Source organism: Protaetiibacter larvae (assembly GCF_008365275.1).
GTDB lineage: Bacteria > Actinomycetota > Actinomycetes > Actinomycetales > Microbacteriaceae > Homoserinibacter > Homoserinibacter larvae.
This window is the reverse complement of record NZ_CP043504.1, coordinates 2,433,470-2,456,585: the sequence shown is the minus strand read 5'-3', so window position 1 is coordinate 2,456,585 and position 23,116 is coordinate 2,433,470. Positions and strand designations below refer to the sequence as shown.

20 protein-coding genes are annotated in these 23,116 nt (G+C 73.1%); 13 read left to right on the top strand and 7 right to left on the bottom strand.

Features of this window, described 5'->3' with window-relative positions:
- Positions 1-129 precede the first annotated feature (129 nt).
- Together smc and FLP23_RS11640 are read left to right on the top strand one after the other, a co-directional pair.
- A complete protein-coding gene (gene smc / locus FLP23_RS11645) occupies positions 130-3,738 on the top strand; it encodes a chromosome segregation protein SMC (RefSeq protein ID WP_149326013.1) in 3,609 nt (1,202 codons plus the stop codon).
- A gap of 50 nt (positions 3,739-3,788) precedes the next feature.
- Complete coding sequence (locus tag FLP23_RS11640; RefSeq protein WP_149326012.1) at positions 3,789-5,486, top strand: hypothetical protein; 1,698 nt, start codon at positions 3,789-3,791, stop codon at positions 5,484-5,486.
- 24 nt (positions 5,487-5,510) lie between these two features.
- Here the strand turns inward: FLP23_RS11640 and FLP23_RS11635 are convergent, their stop codons facing one another.
- Positions 5,511-6,953, bottom strand: coding sequence for a serine hydrolase domain-containing protein (locus FLP23_RS11635; RefSeq protein ID WP_168200441.1), 1,443 nt, complete (start codon positions 6,951-6,953; stop codon positions 5,511-5,513).
- Complete coding sequence (locus FLP23_RS11630; RefSeq protein WP_149326010.1) at positions 6,950-7,519, bottom strand: histidine phosphatase family protein; 570 nt, start codon at positions 7,517-7,519, stop codon at positions 6,950-6,952. The genes FLP23_RS11635 and FLP23_RS11630 overlap by 4 nt, the downstream gene beginning before the upstream one ends.
- Positions 7,520-7,558: 39 nt before the next feature.
- Between FLP23_RS11630 and ftsY the strand changes: the two genes are divergently transcribed.
- Positions 7,559-8,428, top strand: a complete 870-nt coding sequence (gene ftsY, locus FLP23_RS11625; protein WP_149326009.1) for a signal recognition particle-docking protein FtsY — start codon at positions 7,559-7,561, stop codon at positions 8,426-8,428.
- A gap of 351 nt (positions 8,429-8,779) precedes the next feature.
- A complete protein-coding gene (locus FLP23_RS11620; RefSeq protein WP_210413869.1) occupies positions 8,780-9,823 on the top strand; it encodes a TIGR03617 family F420-dependent LLM class oxidoreductase in 1,044 nt (347 codons plus the stop codon).
- Here FLP23_RS11620 and FLP23_RS11615 read toward each other — a convergent pair.
- A complete protein-coding gene (locus FLP23_RS11615; RefSeq protein ID WP_149326007.1) occupies positions 9,806-10,468 on the bottom strand; it encodes a hypothetical protein in 663 nt (220 codons plus the stop codon). The genes FLP23_RS11620 and FLP23_RS11615 overlap by 18 nt on opposite strands.
- A complete protein-coding gene (locus tag FLP23_RS11610) occupies positions 10,465-10,980 on the bottom strand; it encodes a gamma carbonic anhydrase family protein (RefSeq protein ID WP_149326006.1) in 516 nt (171 codons plus the stop codon). Before FLP23_RS11610 ends, FLP23_RS11615 begins: the two co-directional genes overlap by 4 nt.
- Before the next feature lie 56 nt (positions 10,981-11,036).
- Here FLP23_RS11610 and ffh point away from each other — a divergent pair, with 56 nt between their 5' ends.
- Together ffh and FLP23_RS11600 are read left to right on the top strand one after the other, a co-directional pair.
- On the top strand, positions 11,037-12,599 hold the full coding sequence (gene ffh, locus FLP23_RS11605) for a signal recognition particle protein (RefSeq protein WP_149326005.1): 1,563 nt from the start codon (positions 11,037-11,039) through the stop codon (positions 12,597-12,599).
- Between the two features lie 106 nt (positions 12,600-12,705).
- Positions 12,706-13,512: an LLM class F420-dependent oxidoreductase gene (locus FLP23_RS11600; protein WP_149326004.1), complete on the top strand. Its 807-nt coding sequence runs from the start codon at positions 12,706-12,708 to the stop codon at positions 13,510-13,512.
- 91 nt (positions 13,513-13,603) lie between these two features.
- Here the strand turns inward: FLP23_RS11600 and FLP23_RS11595 are convergent, their stop codons facing one another.
- Both FLP23_RS11595 and FLP23_RS11590 read right to left on the bottom strand, forming a co-directional pair.
- The gene (locus tag FLP23_RS11595) at positions 13,604-14,044 is read right to left on the bottom strand and encodes a hypothetical protein (protein WP_149326003.1); all 441 of its coding nucleotides are present in this window, start codon (positions 14,042-14,044) and stop codon (positions 13,604-13,606) included.
- A 72-nt stretch (positions 14,045-14,116) separates the two neighbouring features.
- Entirely contained in the window at positions 14,117-15,265 is a 1,149-nt protein-coding gene (locus FLP23_RS11590) for a glutamate--cysteine ligase (RefSeq protein ID WP_149326002.1), read from the bottom strand.
- A 100-nt stretch (positions 15,266-15,365) separates the two neighbouring features.
- Here FLP23_RS11590 and FLP23_RS11585 point away from each other — a divergent pair, with 100 nt between their 5' ends.
- Positions 15,366-16,298: a DMT family transporter gene (locus tag FLP23_RS11585; RefSeq protein ID WP_149326001.1), complete on the top strand. Its 933-nt coding sequence runs from the start codon at positions 15,366-15,368 to the stop codon at positions 16,296-16,298.
- On the opposite strand, the gene FLP23_RS11580 is transcribed toward FLP23_RS11585, so the two are convergent.
- Positions 16,216-16,941 carry a helix-turn-helix domain-containing protein gene (locus tag FLP23_RS11580; protein ID WP_149326000.1) on the bottom strand — a complete coding sequence of 242 codons (726 nt, stop codon included), beginning with the start codon at positions 16,939-16,941 and terminating at the stop codon, positions 16,216-16,218. The two genes, FLP23_RS11585 and FLP23_RS11580, sit on opposite strands and share 83 nt — an antisense overlap.
- Before the next feature lie 99 nt (positions 16,942-17,040).
- Here FLP23_RS11580 and FLP23_RS11575 point away from each other — a divergent pair, with 99 nt between their 5' ends.
- The 6 genes from FLP23_RS11575 to FLP23_RS11550 all read left to right on the top strand — a co-directional run bounded on the left by FLP23_RS11575 (position 17,041) and on the right by FLP23_RS11550 (position 23,051).
- Entirely contained in the window at positions 17,041-17,856 is an 816-nt protein-coding gene (locus FLP23_RS11575; protein WP_149325999.1) for a siderophore-interacting protein, read from the top strand.
- Positions 17,857-17,915: 59 nt separating this feature from the next.
- Positions 17,916-18,902, top strand: a complete 987-nt coding sequence (gene fepB, locus FLP23_RS11570) for a Fe2+-enterobactin ABC transporter substrate-binding protein (protein ID WP_149325998.1) — start codon at positions 17,916-17,918, stop codon at positions 18,900-18,902.
- 104 nt (positions 18,903-19,006) lie between these two features.
- Positions 19,007-19,966, top strand: a complete 960-nt coding sequence (locus FLP23_RS11565; protein ID WP_210413867.1) for a FecCD family ABC transporter permease — start codon at positions 19,007-19,009, stop codon at positions 19,964-19,966.
- Positions 19,963-21,027 carry a FecCD family ABC transporter permease gene (locus tag FLP23_RS11560; protein WP_210413865.1) on the top strand — a complete coding sequence of 355 codons (1,065 nt, stop codon included), beginning with the start codon at positions 19,963-19,965 and terminating at the stop codon, positions 21,025-21,027. The genes FLP23_RS11565 and FLP23_RS11560 overlap by 4 nt, the downstream gene beginning before the upstream one ends.
- Positions 21,028-21,036: 9 nt before the next feature.
- Positions 21,037-21,843, top strand: a complete 807-nt coding sequence (locus FLP23_RS11555) for an ABC transporter ATP-binding protein (RefSeq protein ID WP_210414055.1) — start codon at positions 21,037-21,039, stop codon at positions 21,841-21,843.
- Positions 21,840-23,051, top strand: coding sequence for an enterochelin esterase domain-containing protein (locus FLP23_RS11550; protein WP_149325996.1), 1,212 nt, complete (start codon positions 21,840-21,842; stop codon positions 23,049-23,051). Before FLP23_RS11555 ends, FLP23_RS11550 begins: the two co-directional genes overlap by 4 nt.
- Positions 23,052-23,116 lie beyond the last annotated feature (65 nt).

Genomic DNA, 23,116 nt, shown 5'->3' with positions numbered 1-23,116 from the left:
CGGCATCCTCGTCGAACGCTGTAGCGCTGCGCCGCACGCTGCGGAGATTGCCGCGGCGCGACGCGCATCGCTGCAGCGTGTGCGCACGCTAGCGTAGAGCGACGCCGCGAGGGACGAGGAGGTGGCCGGGTGCATCTGAAGAGCTTGACCCTGAAGGGGTTCAAGTCGTTCGCCCAGCCCACCACTTTCGCCTTCGAACCGGGCGTCACCTGCGTCGTGGGCCCGAACGGATCCGGCAAGTCGAACGTCGTCGACGCGCTCGCCTGGGTGATGGGGGAGCAGGGGGCGAAGACTCTCCGCGGCGGCAAGATGGAGGACGTCATCTTCGCCGGCACCGCGACCCGCGGGCCGCTCGGGCGCGCCGAGGTGATCCTCACGATCGACAACGCCGACGGCGCCCTGCCGATCGACTACAGCGAGGTGACGATCTCGCGCACCCTGTTCCGCAACGGCGGCAGCGAGTACGCGATCAACGGCGAGCAGTGCCGCCTGCTCGACGTGCAGGAGCTGCTGTCCGACTCGGGTCTCGGTCGCGAGATGCACGTCATCGTCGGTCAGGGTCAGCTCGATCAGGTGCTGCACGCGAGCCCCGAGGACCGCCGCGGCTTCATCGAGGAGGCGGCCGGCATCCTCAAGCACCGCCGCCGCAAGGAGAAGACCCTGCGCAAGCTCGACGCGATGCAGGCCAACCTCACCCGCCTCTCGGATCTCGCGGGGGAGATCCGCCGCCAGCTCAAGCCGCTCGGGCAGCAGGCCCAGATCGCGCGCGAGGCGCAGACGATCGCGGCGGTCGTGCGGGATGCGCGCGCCCGGCTGCTCGCCGACGAGGTGGTCGAGCTGCGCGCCTCGATCACGGATGTGACCCGCAGCGAGTCGGAGCGCAAGACGGAGCGCGTGGTGCTGCAGGAGCAGCTCGACCAGTCGAAGCTGCGACAGGGCCGCATCGAGCAGTCGATGACGGGCGATGCCGTCGACGAGGCGCGCCGCGTGGCGTTCGGGCTCGAGCAGGTGCAGGATCACCTGCGCTCGCTCTACACGCTCGCCAACCAGCGGCTCTCGCTGCTCGCCCAGCAGGCCGAGCTGCCCGGACTCGCCTCGACGCTCTCCGAGTCGGCCGTGGCGGACGCCTTCGCGGAGGCCGACCGGCTCGCGGAGGGCATCGCAGCGGCCGAGGAGGTGCTGGGGCGCGCGAGCGCCGCGACGGCGACCGCGCGGGCGAGCCTCGACTCGCTCGACGAGGAGATCAGCGCCCAGTCGGCGCTCGTGAGCCAGCACGATCTCGAGCAGGGGCGGCTCGGCGGCGCCGTCCGGGCGGCCGAGGAGCGCCGCGCGGCGACGCAGGCCCAGCTCGAGCGCCAGAGGGCCGCGCTCGTGGCCGCCGAGGAGCGTCGCGAGGCGGCCCGCGCCGAGCTCGTCGCGCTCGAGGGCGACGACGCGGGCCTCGCCGAGGACACCGAGCTCGCCTCGGCGGTCGTGGCCGCGGAGACCGCGGTGCAGGAGTCGCAGGCCCGCGTCGACGCGCTGCGCGAAGAGCTGCACGCGGCGGAGCGCGAACGCGACGCCCTCGCCGCACGCACGAGCGCCCTCACCCTCGCGACCGAGCAGCGCGACGGTTCGCAGCAGATCATCGGGCTCTCCGGCATCCGTGGGCTCGTCGCCGAGCACATCAAGGTGGAGGCGGGATTCGAGGCCGCGATCGCCGCCGCCCTCGGCTCACTCGCCGACGCGGTCCTCGCCGACAGCTGGGATGCGGGCGTCGCGGCTCTCTCCCATGCCCGCGGCGCCGAGGCGGGCCGCGTGGAGATCGTCGTCGCGGACGCCGCCGCTCCCGCCGGCCCCACGGAGCTGCCCGCCGGGGTGCGCTCGGCCGCATCGCTCGTGACGGGCCCGAGCGGCATCCGAGGGGTGCTCGCGCGTGTCGTCGTGGCCGACGGTCTCGCCGAGGCCCGTGCGGCCTGGCCGGCCCTCGCGCGGCTCGGCGGTATCACGGTCATCACGCGCGACGGCGACGTGCTCGCCGAGCATGTGCTGCGCGGCGGCTCGGCCGACGGTCGCAGTCGCCTCGAGCTCATCGCCGAACGCGATGCGGCGCAGGGCCGGCTCGTCGGGGTGACGACGACGATCGAGCGTCTCGCCCACGAGCTCGCCCGGCAGCGTGAGGCGCTGGATGTGGCCCGCATCGACCTCGTGCAGGCGCAGACCACCCTCAAGCAGTTCGAGGCGCGCCTCGCCGAGCGCAGCGAGGCCCTCGGGCGTTCGCGCGTGCAGCTCGAGGCCGCCGCGGCCGAGAGCGAGCGCCTCGGTGACGCCGTCGCGAGCCTCGGCGAGCAGGTGGCCGCCGCGGATGCCGTGGTCGACCGGGCGGTCGCGGAGCGCGACTCGCACGCGGCGACGCCGCGCCCCATCCTCGACGTGTCCGCGCGTGATGAGCTGCTCGCCGAGTTGGAGGCCGCCCGCGCGATCGAGGTGACGGCGCGCGTCGAGCTCGAGACGGCCCGCGAGCGGGTGCGCGCGCAGCGCGAGCAGGCCCAGCAGCTCGCGCGTCGGCTCGAGGCCGAGCGTGCCGCGGCCGAGGAGGCGGCGCGGCTGGCCGTCATCCGTCGGCACCAGATCGAGGCGGCGGAGGGGGTCATCGAGGCGCTGCCCGCGGTGCTCGACACCGCCGACCGCTCGGTGGCCGAGGCGCGTGTCGCGCTCGCGGCGGCGGAGGCCGAGCGCGCCAAGCAGAACGAGGAGCTCGCCGAGCTGCGGCGCACCGAGGCGCTGCTGCGGGAGCGCCTCACGGCCCTCAACGACAACGTGCACGGCCTGGAGATGCAGGCCTACGAGAAGAAGCTGCACCTCTCGAGCCTTCTCGAGCGCGCCGCCGACGAGCTGGGCCTCGTCGAGGACGTGCTCGTGGCCGAATACGGCCCCGAGGTGCCGGTCCCCGTCGACGTGGCCCCCGCATCCGCCACCTCAGAAATGCAGGAGACCTCGCCCGCGCCCCCCGCAGATCCGGATGCCGACGCGGCCGGCGGCGCCGATTCTCCTGCATTTCTGGCACAGAAGGTGGCGACGGAGCCGTTCGACCGCGCCCGGCAGAAGGCGCGGCTCGACAAGGCCGAGCGGATGTTCGCGCAGCTGGGCCGCGTCAACCCGCTCGCCCTCGAGGAGTTCGCGGCGCTCGAGCAGCGCCACAAGTTCCTCACCGAGCAGCTCGCCGACCTCACCGCCACCCGCAAGGACCTGCTCACGATCATCGAGGAGATCGACGAGAAGATGCAGGACATCTTCGCGGCCGCCTTCGACGACACCAAGGCGGCGTTCGACCAGGTCTTCCCGCTGCTGTTCCCGGGCGGCACGGGCTCCCTGCACCTCACCGACCCGGAGCACCTGCTGACGACCGGCATCGAGGTGACGGTGAAGCCCGCGGGCAAGAAGATCGAGCGGCTGTCGCTGCTGTCCGGCGGTGAGCGCTCGCTCGCGGCCGTGGCGCTGCTGTTCGCGATCTTCACGGCCCGACCGAGCCCGTTCTACATCCTCGACGAGGTGGAGGCGGCGCTCGACGACGCGAACCTCGGACGCCTGCTGAGCGTCATCGAACGGCTGCGCGAGAACTCGCAGCTCATCGTGATCACGCACCAGAAGCGCACCATGGAGATCGCGGACGCGCTGTACGGCGTCTCGATGCGCCAGGACGGCGTGAGCGCGGTCGTCGGCCAGCGAGTGGCCGAGCGCGTCGAACGCGCCGGCTGACGCGCGCGCGGCTCTGTCGGGGCGGGGCCCGCCTCCGCTAGCTTTCCCCCATGACCGCACGCGCCCGCCGGATCGCCGCAGCCATCGCCGTCGCCGTGCTCGCCGGCGCCGGGCTTCCCCTCCTGACTGCGGGGCCGGCGTCCGCGGCGACCGCGGATGCCGCCGAGTGCGCCCCGAGCTTCCTCGCCCAGGGCGGCTACACGCTCTTCGACATCGACACGCGTTTCGTGCCGCCGCCGCTGCGGGGCACCGGATGGGATTGCGCCTCGCGCATCACGGACCGGCCGCTCGGCGACGGGGTCACCTCGAACCAGTTCACGCTGCTGTGGGTGGGCATCTCCTCCGAGGACGCCATCCGCATCCTGGAGCGCTTCGAGACCTTCGGCTGGACCACCGGCGACGAGACGATCGTCGCCGAGAACACCGAGGGGCGCAGCGTCAACCAGCCCATGCGCGCGAGCGAGCTGCGCGGCTGGGATCCGCTGCCGGCGAGCATCATCACGCGCTTCAGCCACGCCGTCACGGGGCAGGACATCGTCGAGTTCGAGTTCGCGGGCGGCGGCGAGTTCGTCGTCGATCCGGCGCTCGACGGCCCCGTGCTGCGGATCGACGTGGATGCGCGCGACGCCTACGACGCCACGGGCTTCGCCGATCCGAGCGTCATGAGCTCGCTGCGCACCATCGCCGAGGCGGTGCCGAGCGGCACGCAGGTGGCGGTGCTGGGCGGCTCGGCGGTGTTCCTCATGCTCATCGTCGGGTTCCCCGGGTTCCTGCTCAACAAGGTGCTCGACAAGCGCTGGTCGCGGTTCATCGGCTGGCTGCGTGCGCGCCGGATGCGGCGGGTGACGCGGGAGCCCAAACCGGAGAAGCCCGTGAAGGCTGCGAAGAACGCCCCGGCGCCCGCGGCGGCGGTGACCGATGCGGTCCCGCCGAAGCGCCGACCTTCGTGGCTCGTCTGGCCGGGGTTCGTGGCGGCCGCCGTCATCTCCGGCTTCGTCGACCCGTCGTTCGGCCCCAATCCCATGTCGGTGCGCCTGCTGCTCACCGCCCTGCTGTCGTTCGCGCTGCTCAACGTGGTGGGCTGGGGGGTCGTGATGGGCGTGCTGCGGCGCATCCAGCCGAGCGCGCGCCCGCACATCACCTTCCGCTGGGGGTCGCTCATCGTCGTGGCGCTCACGGTGCTCATCGCGCGGCTGCTCCAGTTCGAGCCCGGCATCGTGTTCGGGCTCGTGGCGGGCCTGACCTTCGCGGTGAGCCTCGTCGCCTCCCGCGACGCCCTCGTCATCCTGCTCGGCTCGAGCACCGCCCTGGTGATCGCGCTCCTGGCGTGGGTGGGCTACAGCGCCTTCGCACCGGTGGCCCGCGCGGTCCCGGGCAACTGGTTCTTCGTGGCCGTGAGCGAGTTCTTCAGCGGCGTGACCGTCGAGGGCATCTCGACGCTGCCGCTCGCGCTGCTGCCGCTGCTCGCTCTCGACGGGGCTGTGCTGTTCGCCTGGCGAAAGTGGGTGTGGGCGATCGCCTACGCGGTGGGGGTGGCCGCCTTCGTGTTCGTGATGTTCACCATCCCGGAGTCGTGGCGCGAGATCACGGGCGGGTTCGGCCGCTGGCTGCTGCTGTTCGTGGGCCTCGCGGTGGTCGCCGTCGGGGTGTGGGTCACCGACACCGTGATCGAGCGGCGGGCCAAGGCGCTCGCGGCGGCGCAGTCGGCGGCGCCTCCCGCTTCCCCGCCGCCACCCGGCGCGGCCTGAACGGGGTCGCGCCCCGTCGGCGATTCAGGCGCGCCGCCCCCGCGAGGTGCGGGTGGTGATCGGGCCGAACGAGACGAGCGGCGTCCGCGTCCACACGACGTCGTCGCCGTCCAGGCGCAGCTCGTGGTCGACACCGTGCGGATCGTCGGCCGCGACCACGCGCCCCCGGAACACGGCATCCGAGACCCACGCCCCGCGCGCCCGGATGGGCGTCGCCGGCTCCGCAGGGCGCGTGCTCGTGCCCGGAATCCAGCGGGTGGCGCCGAAGTGGATGCGCTGCACCCCGTCCTCAGCCTCGAACACGAGGGTCGTGCCCTCGCGGTGCGGTTCGATCTCGAGCGTGTCGAATCCGCTCGACGGCTCCAGCTGATAGCGCGCCCAGGCGAGGGAGGCGAGCCGCGGACTCGTGCGGGCGCCGGTCGGGGCGGGCACCTCGAAGTGCGCGAGCTCGGGGGCGCCCTGCGTGCCGTCCGCGCGGGACGGCTCGGGGGATCGCTCGGGCGGGCTCGCCGGGAAGAGCCCGTCGAGCGCGCCCCAGAGGATCTCGAGGGGCTCCTGCAGCTCGCGGAGGCTCGCGGTGATGGCGATGACCGCGTCGTGCTCGGGCAGCACGAGGCAGAACTGGCCGAACGCGCCGTCGCCGCGGAAGCCGTGGCGGCTGCGCCAGAACTGGTACCCGTAGCCCTGACGCCAGTCGGGCCAGTCGCTCGCGTTGGCAACGTGCGCGGCGCTCGCGGTGTCGATCCACTCCGCCGGAAGCAGCTGCCGCCCTCCCGCGCGACCGCGACGCAACAGGAACTCGCCGAACGCGGCGATGTCGCGGGTCGTGATCGACAGCCCGAAGCCGCCGAAATCGATCCCGTGCCGGTCCTGCTGCCAGCCGGCGCCGACGATGCCGAGCGGTTCGAGCAGTCGTGGGGTGAGGTAGTCGAGCAGTCGTTCGCCGCTCAGGCGCTGGACGAGCGCCGAGAGCACGTAGCTCGCGCCCGTGTTGTAGACGAACCGCGCGCCCGGATCGTGTTCCAGCGGGAGGGCCAGGAACGCGGCGACCCCCGAGGAGTCCTCGCTCGCGATGCCGGCGGCGACGGCGTCGAAGGTGTCCTCGGCGTGCCCCGTCGACATCGTCAGGAGGTGGCGCACCCGCAGCTCGGCGAGCCGCGGCGAGGGATCGGCCGGGGCGGCATCCGGGAACAGCTCGACGAGGCGGTCGTCGACGCCGAGCAGCCCTTCGGCCACCGCGAACCCGATCGCCGTCGAGGTGAAGCTCTTGCTCACCGAGTAGAGGGCGTGCGCGGCATCCACCGCGTACGGTTCCCAGTTCGCCTCGGCGACCACGTGGCCGTGTCGCACGAGCACGAGACCGTGCAGCGAGTCGAGCTCGGCGTCGAGTCGCGCGAACAGGGAGCGGACCGCGTCGCGGGAGACCCCCTGCGCCTCGGGCGCGCTGCGGGGGAGCGGATGGCTCACCGCTCCTCCGCCGTCCGGATCGGCTCGCCGTTGATGGTCAGCACCCGCCAGCCGTCCGCGTCGCGCTCGATCGCCGACACCGTGCCGTTGAGGATCGCCTCCACCCGGTGCCCGGTGAGGCGGATGAGGGTGTACTTCATGATCGTGCCGTGGCAGACGATCACGACGTTCTGGTCCGGGAAGTCGGCGTCGATGCGCGCCATGCCGGCGAGGCAGCGCTCCACCACCTCGTCGAGCGGTTCCGCGCCCGGGTAGGCGCGGTCGGGGTAGCGGGCCATCATCTCGGTGTCGGGCAGGCCCTCCAGGGGGCCGTAGTCGCGCTCCACGAGCTCCGGGTAGGCGGGGCCGAGCGGCAGGCCGAGGCCGTCGGCGATGATCTGGGCCGTCTCACGGGCCCGCGAGAGCGGCGAGCTCACGACGGCATCCCACGGCCAGTCGGTGAGCATCCGCTCGGCCGCGCGCGCCTGCTCGCGGCCGGTCTCGTTGAGCGGCACGTCGCTCGAGCCCTGCAGCCGTCCATCCCTGTTCCAGTCGGTCTGGCCATGCCGGATGAACGCGAGGGTCATGCGCCCATCCTGCCCCAGGGCGGACGCTAGCCTGGACGCATGGCGGCAACCTGGTCACTCGGCTCGGCGCTGCGGGGCATGTTCGCGCGCGCCACGATCGACGCCGACACCTGGGACGACCTCGAAGACGCCCTCCTCGGCGCCGACTTCGGTCCCGACCTCACCGAGACGATGGTCGACGAGCTGCGCGGCAAGGTGGAGCGCTACCGCACGACCGACCCGAAGGACCTGCAGCGGATGCTGCGCGAGACCATCGAGGAGCGCCTCGCGAAGCACGACTCGACGCTCACCCTCAGCAACCGGCCCGCCGTCGTGCTCGTGGTGGGGGTGAACGGGGTCGGCAAGACGACCACGATCGGCAAGTTCGCCAAGTTCCTCACCACCTACGGCCGCACGGTCGTCGTGGGGGCGGCCGACACCTTCCGCGCGGCCGCGGTGGAGCAGCTCGCCACCTGGGCGGAGCGCGCGGGCGCGCGCATCGTGCGACCGCAGCAGGCGGGGCAGGATCCGGCATCCGTCGCCTTCCAGACGGTCGAGCTCGCGCAGCGCGAGGGCATCGAGATCGCGCTCATCGACACCGCCGGCCGCCTGCAGACCAAGTCGGGCCTCATGGACGAGCTCGGCAAGGTGCGCCGTGTGGTGGAGAAGCTGGGTCCGATCGCCGAGGTGCTGCTCGTGCTCGACGCGACGACGGGACAGAACGGGCTCGCCCAAGCCGACGCCTTCGTGCAGCACGCGGGGGTGACCGGACTCGTGCTGACGAAGCTTGACGGCACCGCGAAGGGCGGCTTCGTGCTCGCCGTGCAGGAGAAGACCGGCATCCCCGTGAAGCTCGTCGGCCAGGGTGAGGGCATCGGCGATCTCACGGGCTTCACCCCGCACGTCTTCGCCCAGCAGCTCGTCGGCTGAGCCGTCGTGCGCCGCCGCGCGGCGCTCCGCGCGCGGCCCGCGGTCCGCATCCCCCTCCGCATCCCCCTTCCGCATCCCCCTCCCGCATCCCAAGTCAAGGAGTCGCGCAACCCAAGTCAAGGATCCGATGTTGCTGGCGTGGCTGAAGTGGCAGAAGTCGCCTGTCGGGCGACGCGCCTCCTTGAGATGGGTTGCGCGACTCCTTGACTTGGGAGGGGGCGGCGGCGGAGACGGACTCGAGAGGCGGAGACGGACGCGCGGGACGCATCCGGGGACGCATCCGGGGCCGGAGACGGCGCCGGGATGCGCGTGAGCGCCGCCGCCACGGCCGGTGTGTGGTGGGATGGCAGCGTGAGCGACGACGCGACGGCCCCCTTCCTCATCGACGCGGGCGGGGATGCGGGCACGGATCCACGGGTGTTCGCGGACGGCGCCGCCCACCTCGAGGCGGCAGGCTACGACGGGATCTTCGCCGCCGAGACCAAGCACGACCCGTTCGTCTCGCTCACCGCTGCCGCGATGCGCACCGAACGCGTCACCCTCATGACCGGCATCGCGGTGGCCTTCGCCCGCAACCCCATGACGGTCGCCGAGACCGCCAACGACCTGCAGCTCGTCTCGGGCGGCCGCTTCGTGCTGGGGCTCGGCTCGCAGGTGAAGGCGCACATCGAGCGACGGTTCTCGATGCCGTGGTCGGCGCCGGCCGCGCGGATGCGCGAGTTCGTGAGCGCCGTGCGGGCGATCTGGGCGGCCTGGGCGACCGGGGAGCGGCTCGCCTTCGAGGGCGAGCACTACCGCCACAGCCTCATGACCCCGTTCTTCTCGCCCGGCCCGAACCCCTACGGCGCCCCGCCCATCTGGCTCGCGGCCGTGGGGGAGCGGATGACCGAGACCGCGGGCGCGGTCGCCGACGGCGTGCTGGCCCACACCTTCACGACCGAGCGCTACCTGCGCGAGGTGACGCTCCCCGCGCTCGCACGCGGGGCCGCGTCCGCGGGGCGTGACGCCGCCGCGCTGGGACTCGCGGTGCCCGCCTTCGTGGCGGTGGGGGAGACGCAGGCCGAGCTCGACCGGGCGATCGCCGCCACCCGCCAGCAGATCGCCTTCTACGGCTCGACCCCCGACTACCTGCCGGTGCTCGCCCTGCACGGCTGGGAGGCGGCGCACGAGCGCCTCTACGCCGGATCCCGGCGCGGGGAGTGGGCCGAGATGGCGGCGGCCGTCGACGACGAGATGCTCGCCGCCTTCGCCGCGGTCGGCTCACCGGCAGAGGTGGCGCAGCAGTTGCGCGACCGGTTCGCCGGCCTGGCCACCCGCCTGTCGTTCAGCGCGAGCTACCCCATCCGTCCGGAGCTCTCGGCCGCGCTGCTGCAGCAGCTATCCGGGCGTCGGTAGCTGCAGCTCGCCCGTCGCGATGAGCACGACCGTGGTGAGCACGAGCACGATGAACATCACGGCGGCGGCGGATGCGGCCAGCACGAGCGCGAACAGCCAGGGATGCACGGCCGTCCAGCCGATCGTTCCGGGGTAGCGGTCCCGGATCTCCTCCGCCAGGAGCCCCGGCGGAACCGTGATGACCTGCACCCCGATCGCCGCGGCGAGCTCGTCGAGCGCGTCGCGCTCCCAGAGTCCGCCGCTCAGCCAGAACAGCCTCCGGTCGTCCACCGAGACGAGGTACAGCGTGGCGGTCGCGCTGCCCGGGCGCATGAGCGCGGCCCCGGGCTGCGGCACGAGCACCGCGGCGGCGAGCTCGTCGGTGCGCCAGCTGCGGGTGCGCAGCGGCCCGCGCACCGTCACACGGCCCGGCTGCACGGTCACCCGCACCCGGCCGAAGTACACCGCGAGGCCGAGACCGCCGAGCACGCCCGCGGCGCCGAGCAGCACGAGGGCGAGCCCGATGCTGGGCCAGGCCGCCACGATCACGACGAGCAGCAGCAGCGGGCCGAGCATGAGCATCCGCGCGAGGAAACGGCGATGGAACGCCGCCCACGACGGCTGGAACTCGCGCACCGCCGTGAGGTCGTCGGGTGTCGCGCTCACGCGAGCCCCCGATGCTGCGCGGCGAGCGTGCGGTAGGTCTCGGCGTTGCGGCGGATGCCGCCCACCTCGTCGTCGGAGAGCTCGCGGCGCACCTTCGCCGGCACCCCCGCCACGAGGGAACGCGGCGGGATCACGGTGCCCTCCAGCACGAGCGCCCCGGCCGCCACGAGCGAACCGGATCCGACGATCGCGCCGTTCAGCACGGTCGCGTTCATCCCGATGAGGCAGTCGTCGCCGATCGTGCAGCCGTGCACGACCGCGCCGTGACCCACCGAGACGCCCGAGCCGATCACGGCAGGCGAGCCCGGGTCGCCGTGCACCACGACGTTGTCCTGCAGATTCGACCCGGCGCCCAGCACGATCGCGTCGCGATCCGCCCGCACGACCGCTCCGTAGAACACCGAGGACTCGGGATGCAGCACGGCATCCCCGATGATCGTCGCGGTGGGGGCGACCCACGCGGTCGCGTCGATGCGGGGCTCGGCGCCGCCGAAACCGAGGACGAGGCTCATGCCGCCACGCTACCGCGCGGGAGTTTCGCGATCGGCCCGATTAGGCTGTACCGGTCATGGCAACCTTCGGCACCCTCTCCGACCGGCTCACCCAGACCTTCAAGAACCTCCGCACCAAGGGCAAGCTGACCCCCGCGGACGTCGACGGCACGGTGCGCGAGATCCGTCGCGCCCTGCTCGACGCCGACGTCGCCCTCGAGGTCGTGAAGGAGTTCACCGGCAAGGTGCGCGAGCGCGCCCTCTCGGATGAGGTGAACAAGGCGCTCAACCCGGCCCAGCAGGTCGTGCAGATCGTCAACGAGGAGCTCGTGGCGATCCTGGGCGGCCAGCAGCGCAAGCTCGAGTTCGCGAAGAAGCCGCCGACCGTCATCATGCTCGCGGGCCTTCAGGGCGCCGGAAAGACGACCCTCGCGGGCAAGCTCGCCAAGTGGCTCAAGAAGGAGGGGCACACGCCGCTGCTCGTGGCATCCGACCTCCAGCGCCCCAACGCCGTCACCCAGCTGCAGGTGGTGGGCGAGCAGGCCGGGGTTCCGGTGTTCGCGCCCGAGCCCGGCAACGGCGTGGGCGACCCCGTCAAGGTTGCGAAGAACGGTGTGGCCGAGGCCGAGCGCAAGCAGTACGACGTGGTCATCGTCGACACCGCGGGCCGCCTCGGCATCGACGCCGAGCTCATGAAGCAGGCCGCGAACATCCGCAAGGCGGTCGACCCCGACGAGGTGCTGTTCGTCGTCGACGCGCTCACCGGTCAGGATGCCGTGAACACGGCGCGCGCCTTCCAGGAGGGCGTCGACTTCACGGGTGTCGTGCTCACCAAGCTCGACGGCGACTCGCGCGGCGGTGCCGCGCTCTCGGTGACCTCGATCACCGGGCGCCCCATCATCTTCGCCTCCGTCGGTGAGGGTCTCGACGACTTCGAGCCGTTCCACCCCGACCGGATGGCGAGCCGCATCCTCGACCTCGGCGACATCCTGACCCTCATCGAGCAGGCCCAGCAGGCCTTCGACGAGGAGGAGGCGCTCAAGGTCGCGGAGAAGTTCCGCACCGACAGCTTCACCCTCGACGACTTCCTCGGGCAGATGCAGCAGCTCAAGAAGATGGGCTCGCTCAAGGGCATGCTCGGGATGCTGCCGGGCGCACGCGGGATGCGGGAGCAGCTCGACAACTTCGACGAGCGCGAGATCACCCGCACCGAGGCGATCATCCAGTCGATGACGCCCGCCGAGCGCCAGAACACGAAGCTGCTCAACGGCTCGCGGCGCCTGCGCATCGCCAAGGGCTCCGGCATGACGGTGACGGATGTGAACCAGCTCGTGGCGCGCTTCGAGCAGGCCGCGAAGATGATGAAGACGGTCGCCAAGGGCGGCGTGCCGCAGGTTCCCGGCATGGGGCCGATCCCGGGCGGGCACGGCGGACGCAAGCAGCAGCCCGCCAAGAAGAAGGGTTCGCGCTCGGGCAACCCCGCCAAGCGGGCCGCCGAGAACGCGGCGATCGCCCAGGGTGTCAAGCCCGCATCCGCCACGGGCGGCGGCTCGGGCTTCGGCCTCGGCGGCGGCGCCGCCACGAAGCAGGCCCCCTCGCCCGAGGAGCTCGCCGCCCTGCAGAAGATGCTCGGCCGCTGACCGTTCATGGCGCGGCTGGAGCCGTGACCCGCGGGCGGGAGAAACGCCTCCCGCTACGGGGTCGCGGCTCCAGCCGCGCCACGATCTGTCGGGATAGCGTGGCGGGGTGACTGACCGGACCATCCGCATCGCCGTCCAACTCGCGCCGCAGCACGCGGACTATGGCACCATCCGGGATGTGGTGCGCCGGGTCGAGGATCTCGGCACCGACGTCGTGTTCAACTGGGACCACTTCTTCCCCCTGAGCGGCGACCCCGACGGGCTCCACTACGAGGCGTGGACCATGCTCGCGGCGATCGCCGAGCAGACGGAGCGCATCGAGTTCGGCCCGCTCGTCAACTGCAACTCCTACCGCAACCCCGACCTGCAGGCCGACATGGCCCGCACCGTCGACCACATCTCGGCCAAGGGCGGCACGGGCCGCTTCATCTTCGGCACCGGATCGGGATGGTTCGAGCGCGACTACACGGAGTACGGCTACGACTTCGGCACGGTCGGCTCGCGACTCGACGCGCTCGCGGTGGACCTGCCCCGCATCCGCGCCCGCTGGGAGAAGCTCAACCCCGCGCCCACGCGCCGCATCCCGATCCTCATCGGCGGCGGCGGCGAGCGGAAGACGCTGCGCCTGGTGGCCGAGCACGCCGACATCTGGCACAGCTTCTCCGACCCGGAGACCCTGGAGCGCAAGCTCGGGATCCTCGACGAGCACTGCGCGGCGGTGGGGCGGGACCGCAGCGAGATCGAGATCTCGACGGGAGTCTCCATCCGCGGCATGGGCTCGCTCGACCCCGCGGTGCTCGAGAAGCAGCACGCGCTCGGCGTGCGTCTGTTCGAGGCGCCGGCGAGCGGCCCCGACTACGACCTCGGCGGGCTGAAGGCCCTGCTCGCCTGGCGCGACTCCTTCGGGGCCTGAGCGCAACGCTGCAGCGCCAGGCGGTGCGCACCCGTGATCGCAGATGCGCGGAGCCCAGCGCTGCAGCGTTGCGCCGCCGACGACGGTCGGATCAGCGGGCGAAGCCGCCCGCGATGTCGTCGAGCGCCGCGCCGAAGCCCTTCTGGAACTCGGGCGAGGCCGCACCGAGGAAGGTGCGCGCCTGGTCGATCGTCAGGACGGCGATCGGATCCACGAGATCCTCGAAACGGCGCGGGCCGGGCCACGGGAACGGCCAGCGGGGCCACGTGGTGCCGCACCAGTCGTCGAAGTCGGCCGCCGCGGAGAGCGCGCCGAGGGTGGTCTCGGGGGCGACCTTCGCACGCGATCCGGCGGCCACCGCCTGGGTGGCGGCTCGGGAGAGCTGGACGACGGCCTTCGTCGGCAGCACCTCGGCGAGAGCGTGCACGATCTGCGAGGCGATCACCGCGTCGATCTCGAACGCGAACCGCGCCCGGATCAGCAGCTGCCACGGCACGTTGTCGGCGCCGGGGAAATGTTCGGGGTCCCACATGGTCTCTTCTCCTCAGCCGGCCTCGCTCGGGACCGTCGCAGAACAGGAGCGAGCCTCGGGTGCGCTGATACCTCAGCGCGTGCTCGCCGCCGGACCTTCGCGGAACTCGCGGATGAGGTGCGCGGCCACCGCGCCCAGCTCGCCGCCCGCGGCATCCGCCACGGCGAGCTGCCGCTGGTAGCTCGCGCCCGTGTCGAGGGTGCGGCGCACGCCCGCGAGCTCGGAGGCGCAGCCGAGCTCGTCGGCGATCGGCGCGAGCTCATCGAGCAGCTCCTCGAGGTGCGCCCCGACCGGCCGCTCGCGGCCCGCGCGGTCGACGATGAGCTCCGCCTCGAGCCCGTAGCGCGCCGCCCGCCACTTGTTCTCACGGTGATACCAGGGCGGCAGCCCCGGCAGTTCGCGTCCCGCGTCGAGCTCGCGGGAGAGGTGCTCCACGAGCACCTGGGCGAGCGCCGCGACGCTCGCGAGCTCGGGCAGCGTCGACATCCCGTCGCATGCCCGGATCTCGATGGTGCCCCACCGCGGCGCCGGGCGGATGTCCCAGCGCACCTCGGTGGCGTCCGCCATGATCCCGGTGCGCACCATGTCGTCGAGGTAGCCCTCGAAGCCGGCCCAGTCCTCGAGCAGCCAGGGCAGCCCGGCGGTCGGCAGCTGCTGGAAGACGAGCGCCCGGTTCGACGCGTAGCCGGTGCGTTCGCCCGCCCAGAACGGGCTCGACGCGGCGAGCGCCTGCAGCTGCGGCAGCGAGCACAGCAGCGCGTTCACGAGCGGCATCACCTTGCGCACGTCCTCGACCCCGATGTGCACGTGCACGCCCCAGATCATCATGTTGCGCCCCCACCACTGGGTGCGCTGGATGAGGGTGTGGTACCGGGTCTTGTCGGTGACGGTCTGGTCGTACCACTGGGCGAAGGGGTGGCTGCCCGCGCACATGAGCTCGAGCCCGAGCGGCTCGGTGGCGGTGCGCACCTCGGCGATCGCGGCGGCGATGTCGGCGGTCGCCTCGGCGACGTCCCGCCCCACGCCGCTCGTCACCTCGACCGTGTTGGTGAGCAGTTCGCCCGTCACGGTGTGCCGGGCCTCCGGGTCGGCGGCCGCCGCGACCCGTTCGAGCACCTCGGGTCCGCGGCCCGCGAGCTGCCCGGTCGCGGGGTCGACGAGCATGAGCTCCCACTCGATGCCGACCGTGCCGCGGGCCGACGGCGCGAAGGGGATCTCCATCCGCAGAGTCTGACAGCCCGGCCGCATCCGTGGCGGGATTGCGTCAGCAGATGGCAGTGGGGCGACGGTGCGCGTCGGGCGTCGCGCGTAGCGTGGCGGGATGCCCACCACTCGTCTCTCGCCCGCCGTGCTGGCCGCCATCGGGTTCACGGTGCTCGCCTGGGCGAGCGCGTTCATCGTGATCCGCGGCGTCGCGCCCGAGATCGGCGGGGGAGCGCTCGCGCTCGGCCGGCTCACGGCGGGCTCCGTGGCGATCGGCGCGCTCCTGCTGGTCACGCGTCGCTGGCTGCGCCCGAGCGGCCGCGAGTGGGCGCTGCTCGTGCTCTACGGGGTGGCCTGGTTCGGCGCGTACAACGTGACGCTGAACCTCGCCGAGCACACCCTCGACGCGGGCACGACCGCGATGATCGTGAACATCGGCCCCATCCTGATCGCCCTGGGTGCGGGGCTCTTCCTCGGCGAGGGCATCCCGCGTTGGCTCGCGATCGGTGCCGGGGTCGCGTTCACCGGGGTGCTGCTCATCGGGCTCGCGACGAGCGTCTTCGGTTCCGGGGGCCGGATCGACGTGGCGGGCGTGATCTGGGCGGTCGCGTCGGCGGTGACCTACGCGGTCGGGGTGCTCGCCCAGAAGCCGCTCGTACGCCGCCTTCCGCCCGTGCAGGTCACCTTCCTCGGCTGCGTGATCGGCATGGTCGCCTGCCTGCCGTTCGCCGGGCAGCTGGTCGCGGAGGCTTCCGTCGCCTCGTCCGCGGCGCTGTGGGGCGTCGTCTATCTCGGCGTCGTCCCGACGGCGCTCGCCTTCACGAGCTGGGGCTACGCGCTCGCCCGGGTGCCCGCCGGGCAGCTCGGGATCTCGACGTATCTCGTGCCGCCGCTCGCGATCCTCGCGGGCTGGCTCGTATTCCGGGAGGTGCCCGGCGTGCTCGCCGTGATCGGCGGCGTGCTGTGCCTCACGGGCGTCGCCCTGTCGCGGAGGAGGCCGCGCGAGCGCGTGCCGGCGTCGTCCCGTATCTCCGCCGGAACGCCTCGATGAACGGTGTCGCCCCGGCGTAGCCGACCGCGCGCGCGACGTGGGCGACGGGCGCTCCGGCGTCCAGCATCCGCCGCGCCGCGCTCAGCCGCGCCGCCTGACGCCACTGCGGGAAGGTGAGCCCGGTCTCGCGCCGGAACGAGCGCTGCAGGGTCTTGCTCGAGGTGTGGCAGCTGGTCGCCCACTCCTCGAGCGAGCGCTCGTCGCCGGGGGAGGCCAGGATCGCGCGCGCCACCTGACGGGCGCGGTCGTCGACCGGCAGGGTGGGGCGGTCGTCGACGAGGCACGGCAGCAGTTCGCGGATCCGCTGGTGGGCGGCGGGCACCGCGCCTTCTTCGGCGAGTCCGGGCTGCAGCACGACCGCGACGAGATCGTCGAGCGCACCGCCGCGCCGGATGAGCACGGGCCGTTCCACGCCGGTCGCCGTGGCGAGTTCCGGGACGAGCACCGGGAAGACGAGCGAGTCGGGTCGCGGCACCACGACGTGCTCGACACCGGACGGGATGAGCAACGCCGTCCGGGTGTCGAGCTGCCACGGCACCTCGTCGATGAGCACGGTCGAGTGCCCCGACGCCACCCAGGTGAGCTCGTCGACCGGATGCACGTGGGCGACGCTGTCGCGCAGTCGCGGTGCGTGCGCGGTCATGGCGCTCCTCGGAGTCCTGCGGGCGGGGAAGGTGTCCGATCATCGGGATCGGCGCTAGTTAGGTAATCCTAAGCTCACCAGGTACCCCTCTGGAAAGCCATGTCGTCACACACCCCCCGCCGCATCCGCACCGTCATGCACCCCCTGCGTTCCCGCCGGTTGACGGTGCTGCGCGTCGAGTCGCTCACCGCGCGCATGCGCCGCGTCGTGCTCGGGGGCGAGGCGCTCGAGGCCGGGTTCCCCTTCCCCGCCTTCGCGAGCACCGACCACGTGAAGCTCGTGCTGCCCGACGAGCTCACGGGAGAGCTCCGGGTTCCGGACGTGGTGGACGATCGGATCGAGCGCCCGGTCACGCCGCCCATCCTGCGCGACTACACCGTGCGCCGCCTCGACCCGGCGGCGGGCGAACTGTGGATCGACCTCGTGCTGCACCCGCACGGTCCCGCCGGGCGCTGGGCCGAGCGCGTCGCTCCCGGTGACGAGGTGGGGGTGCTCGGGCCTCGCGGCTCGCACCTCTACCCCGACGACTACGCGCGCTACCTCTTCGTCGCCGACGAGACCGCGCAGCCCGCCCTCGCCCGTTTCCTCGACGATCTCGACGGTCGTCCCGCCACGGTCATCGGGCTCTCGACGACCCCCGACGAGTTCCTCGACGCCGCCCGCCCCGGCGTCACGCTCCGAACCCTGCTGCTCCCGGTCGACGGCGACCGCGGCGCTGCGCTGACCGCCGCCCTGGCATCCGAGGACCTCGACGACGAGGACACCTTCATCTGGATGGCCGGGGAGGCACGCAGCCTCATCCCCGCGCGCCGCCTGCTACGCGAGCGCGGGATCGCCCGCGAACGGTGGGAGGTGGACGGCTACTGGAAATCCGGTGTCGCCGCCCACGACCACCACGCGGACCTCGAGGACTGACGGATCCCCGTCGCCGTCCACGCGGACGGATCAGCACAGCGAATCGACAAGGAAGACCCATGTCACGACCCACCCTGCGCGCCGCCCTCGCGGTCGCGCTCGCCGCGGGCCTCGCCCTCTCCGGGTGCGCTCCCACCACCACGGCACCCGGAGAGCGCGCGGCCGCCGACGAGAGCTGGCCGCGCGTCATCGAGCACGAGCTCGGCGAGACCGAGATCCCGGCCAAACCGGTCCGCATCGTCTCGACCTCGCTCACTCTCACCGGCACCCTGCTGGCGATCGGCGCGCCCGTCGTCGCGAGCTCGGCGACGAGCCCCGGCGGCATCGCCGACGACAACGGCTTCTTCGCGCAGTGGTCGGATGCCGCCGCCGACGCCGGGGTCGAGGTGCTCTACCCCGACCTGGAGTTCGACGAGGAGGCCGTGATCGCGGCCGAACCCGACCTCATCGTGGTCTCCACGACGGGCGCCGACTCGACCGCCGACCAGTACGAGGCGCTCTCCGAGATCGCGCCGACGATCGTGCTCGACTACGGCGCCGACAGCTGGCAGCTGCTCGCCGAGAAGCTCGGCGAGGCGACCGGGCTCGAGGAGCAGGCCGCGCAGCTGGTCGAGTCGTTCGACGCCGAGGTCGCCCGCGTGGCGGGGGAGATCACCGTGCCGGAGGGCACCGCGAACGCCGTCGTGTTCTCGGGTGCGGAATACGACCTCGCCTTCGCGAAGCCGCAGGGCGCCCACGCTCAACTGCTGACCGCGCTCGGCTTCACGGTCGAGGGTGCGCCCGACGAGTTCGACACGAGCGAGCAGCCGCGCAACGACTTCGCCTTCGTCTCGCTCGAGAACTCGGCGGTCGCCCTCACCGGCCAGACGGTGTTCCTCGTGTCGGGGGAGGAGTCGGATGCCGAGGCGCTCGCCGCGACGCCCGTGTTCGCCAACGCCCCGGCCGTCACCTCCGACGGCATCGTCCCGCTCGGCGCCACCTCGTTCCGCATCGACTACTACAGCGCCCTCGGCGTGGTCGCGGCGATCGAGAAGGCGTTCGCCTGACCGCCATCCGCACCGCATCGCACGCGGACGCGCCGCCGGCCAGCCGCCGGCGGCGCGTTCCGCGCGCCTCCCGACGGGCGGGGGTCGCGCTCGGCGCCGGGCTCGTGCTGGCCGTCCTGCTCGCGATCGAGAGCGTCATGGTGGGCGCCCAGCCGGTGCCGCCCGAGCTGATCTGGCAGGCGCTCACCGATGCGGATCGCACGAGCACGCAGCAGCTCATCGTGCTCGAGCTGCGGCTGCCGCGCACCCTGCTCGGGATCGCCGTCGGGGTGGCGCTCGGTGCGGCCGCAACGACCATGCAGGCCCTCACCCGCAATCCGCTCGCCGAACCGGGACTGCTCGGCATCAACGCGGGCGCCGCCGCTGCCGCCGCCACGGCGATCTCGCTCGGCGCGCACGCCGGCCCCTTCGGGCACGCCCTGTTCGCCTTCGTGGGCGCGGCGGCGGCCGCGATCGTCGTCGGCGCGCTCGGCGGGGCGTTCCGCCGCGGCACCGACCCCGTGCGGCTCGTGCTCGCCGGCGCCGCGCTCAGCGTCGTGCTGGGCGCCTACACGCAGGTGCTGCTCATCAACTTCCCCGAGGTGTTCGACGCCTTCCGGCACTGGGTGGTCGGCTCCCTGCAGGGCCGCTCCTGGGAGGTCGTGGCGACGACCGCGGCGATCGTGGCGCCCGCCGCCGCACTCGCCCTGCTGCTCACGCGGGCGCTCAACGCTGCAGCGTTGGGCTGGGACACCGGCCGCGCGCTCGGGGTCGACCCGCGTCGCACCGCCGGGCTCGGCCTGCTCGTCGTGGTCGTCCTGGCCGGCACCGCCACGGCCGCCGCCGGGCCGATCGGCTTCGTCGGCCTGCTCGCCGCGCTCGGCGTGCGCATGCTCGTCGGCCCCGACTACCGCTGGGTGATGCCGCTCGCCATGGTCTGGGCGGTCGTCGTGATCCTCGGGGCCGACATCCTGGCGCGCATCCTGCGCTCGCCCGCCGAGCTGCCCACCTCGATCGTCACGGCGCTCATCGGCGCCCCCGTGTTCATCCTCATCGTGCGTCGGCGCCGGCTGGTGCGACTGTGAGCGGGCAGGATCGCGCCGCGGGTGCCGCGCGGGTGTTCCGCGGCGGCGGAGGGCGCGTCTCGTTCCGCTGGCATCCCCGACCCGCCCGGGTGGCCGTCGTGCTCGCCGCGCTGCTCGTCCCGCTCGCGGTGATCGCGGTGTTCACCGGCACCTACGCGATCGCGCCCCAGGATCTCGCCGACCTCGTCGCGGGCACCGCTCCCGGCCCCGTCGAGCGCGTCGTGGTGCTCATCCGCCTTCCCCGTCTGGTCGGCGCGCTCGCCGTCGGCGCGGCGCTCGGACTCTCGGGCGCCGTCTTCCAGTCGCTCTCGCGCAACCCGCTCGGCTCGCCCGACGTCATCGGCTTCGTCACGGGGGCGGCCACCGGCGCCATCACCGCGATCCTGCTGCTGCAGGCGCCACCCGCGGGGGTCTCGCTCGCGGCGGTGCTCGGGGGAGTGGCGACCGCGCTGCTCGTCGCGCTGCTCGCCCGGAGGCGGGGTGCACGGGATGCCGGCTACCGCCTCGTGCTGGTCGGCATCGGCGTCGGGGCGCTGCTGGCGGCATTCAACGATCTGCTGCTGACCCGTGGGGAGCGCGATGACGCGATCCTCGCCCAGATCTGGCTCACCGGCACCCTCAACGCGCGCGGCTGGGACGAGGTGGTCCCCGTCGTCGGCGCGGTGCTCGTGCTGCTGCCGGTGCTCGTGGTGCTGCAGCGCCGCCTCGCCACCCTGGAGCTCGGCGACGACCTCGCGCAGCAGCTCGGCATCCGGGTGGGCCTGCTGCGCTACGGCACGATGACCGTCGCGGTGGCGCTCGTCGGCTTCGCCACCGCCACGGCCGGACCGATCTCGTTCGTCGCCCTCGCCGCCCCGCAGCTCGCCGCGCGCCTCGGCCGCGGCACGCGTCCGCCGCTCGTCGGGGCCGCCCTCATGGGCGCCGTGCTGCTGCTCGGCGCCGACCTGCTCAGCCAGCACCTGCCGTTGCAGCTGTCCGCCCCCGTCGGCCTCATGACCGGCGTGCTCGGCGGCGGCTACCTGCTGTGGCTGCTCGCCCGACCCGCGCGCTCACGCCTCTGAAGGAAGACGATCGTGACCCCATCCCGCCTGACCGCCCACGAGCTCCGGCTCGGCTACGAGCGCCGCACCGTCGTCGACGGGCTGTCGCTCGAGATCCCCGACGCCGGCTTCACGGTGATCGTGGGCCCGAACGCCTGCGGCAAGTCGACGCTGCTGCGCGCCCTCGCCCGACTGCTGCGTCCCGAAGCGGGTGGCGTGGTGCTCGACGGCCGCGACATCCACGGCTACCCCGTGAAGGAGGTCGCGAGGCGACTCGCCCTGCTGCCGCAGGCGATCGAGCTGCCCGACGGCATCAGCGTCGTCGACCTCGTGGCCCGCGGCCGGTTCCCGCACCAGTCGCTGCTGCGGCAGTGGTCCGCCCAGGATGCGGAGGCCGTGGATGCCGCCATGCGCGCCACGGGCGTCGAGGAGTTCGCGGAGCGGGGCATCCACGAGCTCTCGGGCGGGCAGCGGCAGCGCGTGCTGCTCGCGATGGTGCTCGCCCAGCGCACCGGACTGCTCCTGCTCGACGAGCCGACCACCTTCCTCGACCTCTCCCACCAGCTCGAGGTGCTGGAGCTGTGCCGGCGGCTGCAGCGCGACGAGGGCCACACGGTCGTCGCGGTGCTGCACGACCTCAACCAGGCCGCCCGCTACGCCAGCCACCTCGTCGTCATGAAAGACGGTGCGATCGTCGCCGAGGGCGCGCCCGGCGAGCTGGTGACGAGCGAGCTGCTCGAGCGGGTGTTCGGCATCCGCGCGCGGATCATCGACGACCCGGTCACCGGAACCCCGCTCGTCGTGCCGCTCGCCGGCCCCGAGGCGGTCGTCGGATGACGGCGCGCGCCACGCCGCTGGATGTCGACGGCGCCCCGTTCCGCGTCGAGACGGACGCCATCCGCGCCCTCGCGGCGGGGGCGCACCCCGACGCCGTCGCGGGCGGCTGGCCGGCCGTCGGCGGCGTCCAGCGGAGGGCGGGACGGGCGCTGCGCGAGGTCACCTTCCTCGCGGAGGACGTGCCGGAGGGGCACGACGCGATGGTGCACCTCAACGGGCTCACCGACGGGCACCGCACCGACATCCGACCCGCCCTGTTGCGGCCGGTCCCCGGAACGCGCCACCGTGCCCTCGGCTACCTGCTGCCGGACGGGCTCGAACTCAGCTATCGCCTGGTGGTGGCGCGCGAGCTGCCGATCGACGCCGGGCGCACCCGCGAGGGGTGGCTGCGGGTGCACCGGCTCGGGCGCCCCGACCCCCGCAATCCCGACCGCATCCCCGACCCGCTCGGCGAGACCTCCTCGGTGCTGCGGATGCCCGGGTCGCGGCGGCACGCCGTGTGGGATGCGGATGCGCCGAAGCTCTCGCCCGGTCGAGCACGCACGGCGGTCACCGCGGCGGGACTCGAGCTCACGGTGTGGGAGCCGGACGCGGATGCCGTCGGGCTGCTCGTGCTCTTCGACGGCGAGCGCTGGCGGGGGATCGGGGCACTCGACGCCTTCGCGCGGTGGGGCGGATCGCCTCGTCGGGTCGTGTTCGTGCCCGCGGGCACGAACGCCCAGCGCGCCGCCGTGCTGCCGCATCCGGCGCGAGTGTCGGCGCTCCTCGCGCACGACGTGCTGCCGGCGGTCGGGTGCACCGACCCCGCGTCGGTGATTGTCGCGGGCCAGAGCTACGGCGGGCTCGCGGCGGCGGCCGTCGTCGCCACCCGCCCGGATCTCGCCGCCACGGCGATCGTGCAGTCGGGCTCCTTCCACTTCCGGCCGGATGCGCCACCGCGCCCGCCCGCGGGGCAGCGCGGCGAACTGCTGGACGCGCTCATCGGGGTGCGGGTCCCGGGGCGGTTCCTCATCCAGGTGGGGTCGGAGGAGCGCGACATGGTGACGGGTGCCGAGGCGTTCCGCGCGGCCGCCGTCGCCGGGGGAGCCGAGGCCGGTCTCGTCCGCTACGCGGGCGGCCACGACTACGCCTGGTGGCGCACCGGACTCTTCGACGCGCTCGATGCGGTCGACCCTGGTAGCACCTCGCCTCAGGACGTGCCAGAATAGTGCGTTGGGTCCGCGCCGCCCGACCCTCTATCTGGCGCGACGGATCCCCCTTCAGAGCTTTCTGC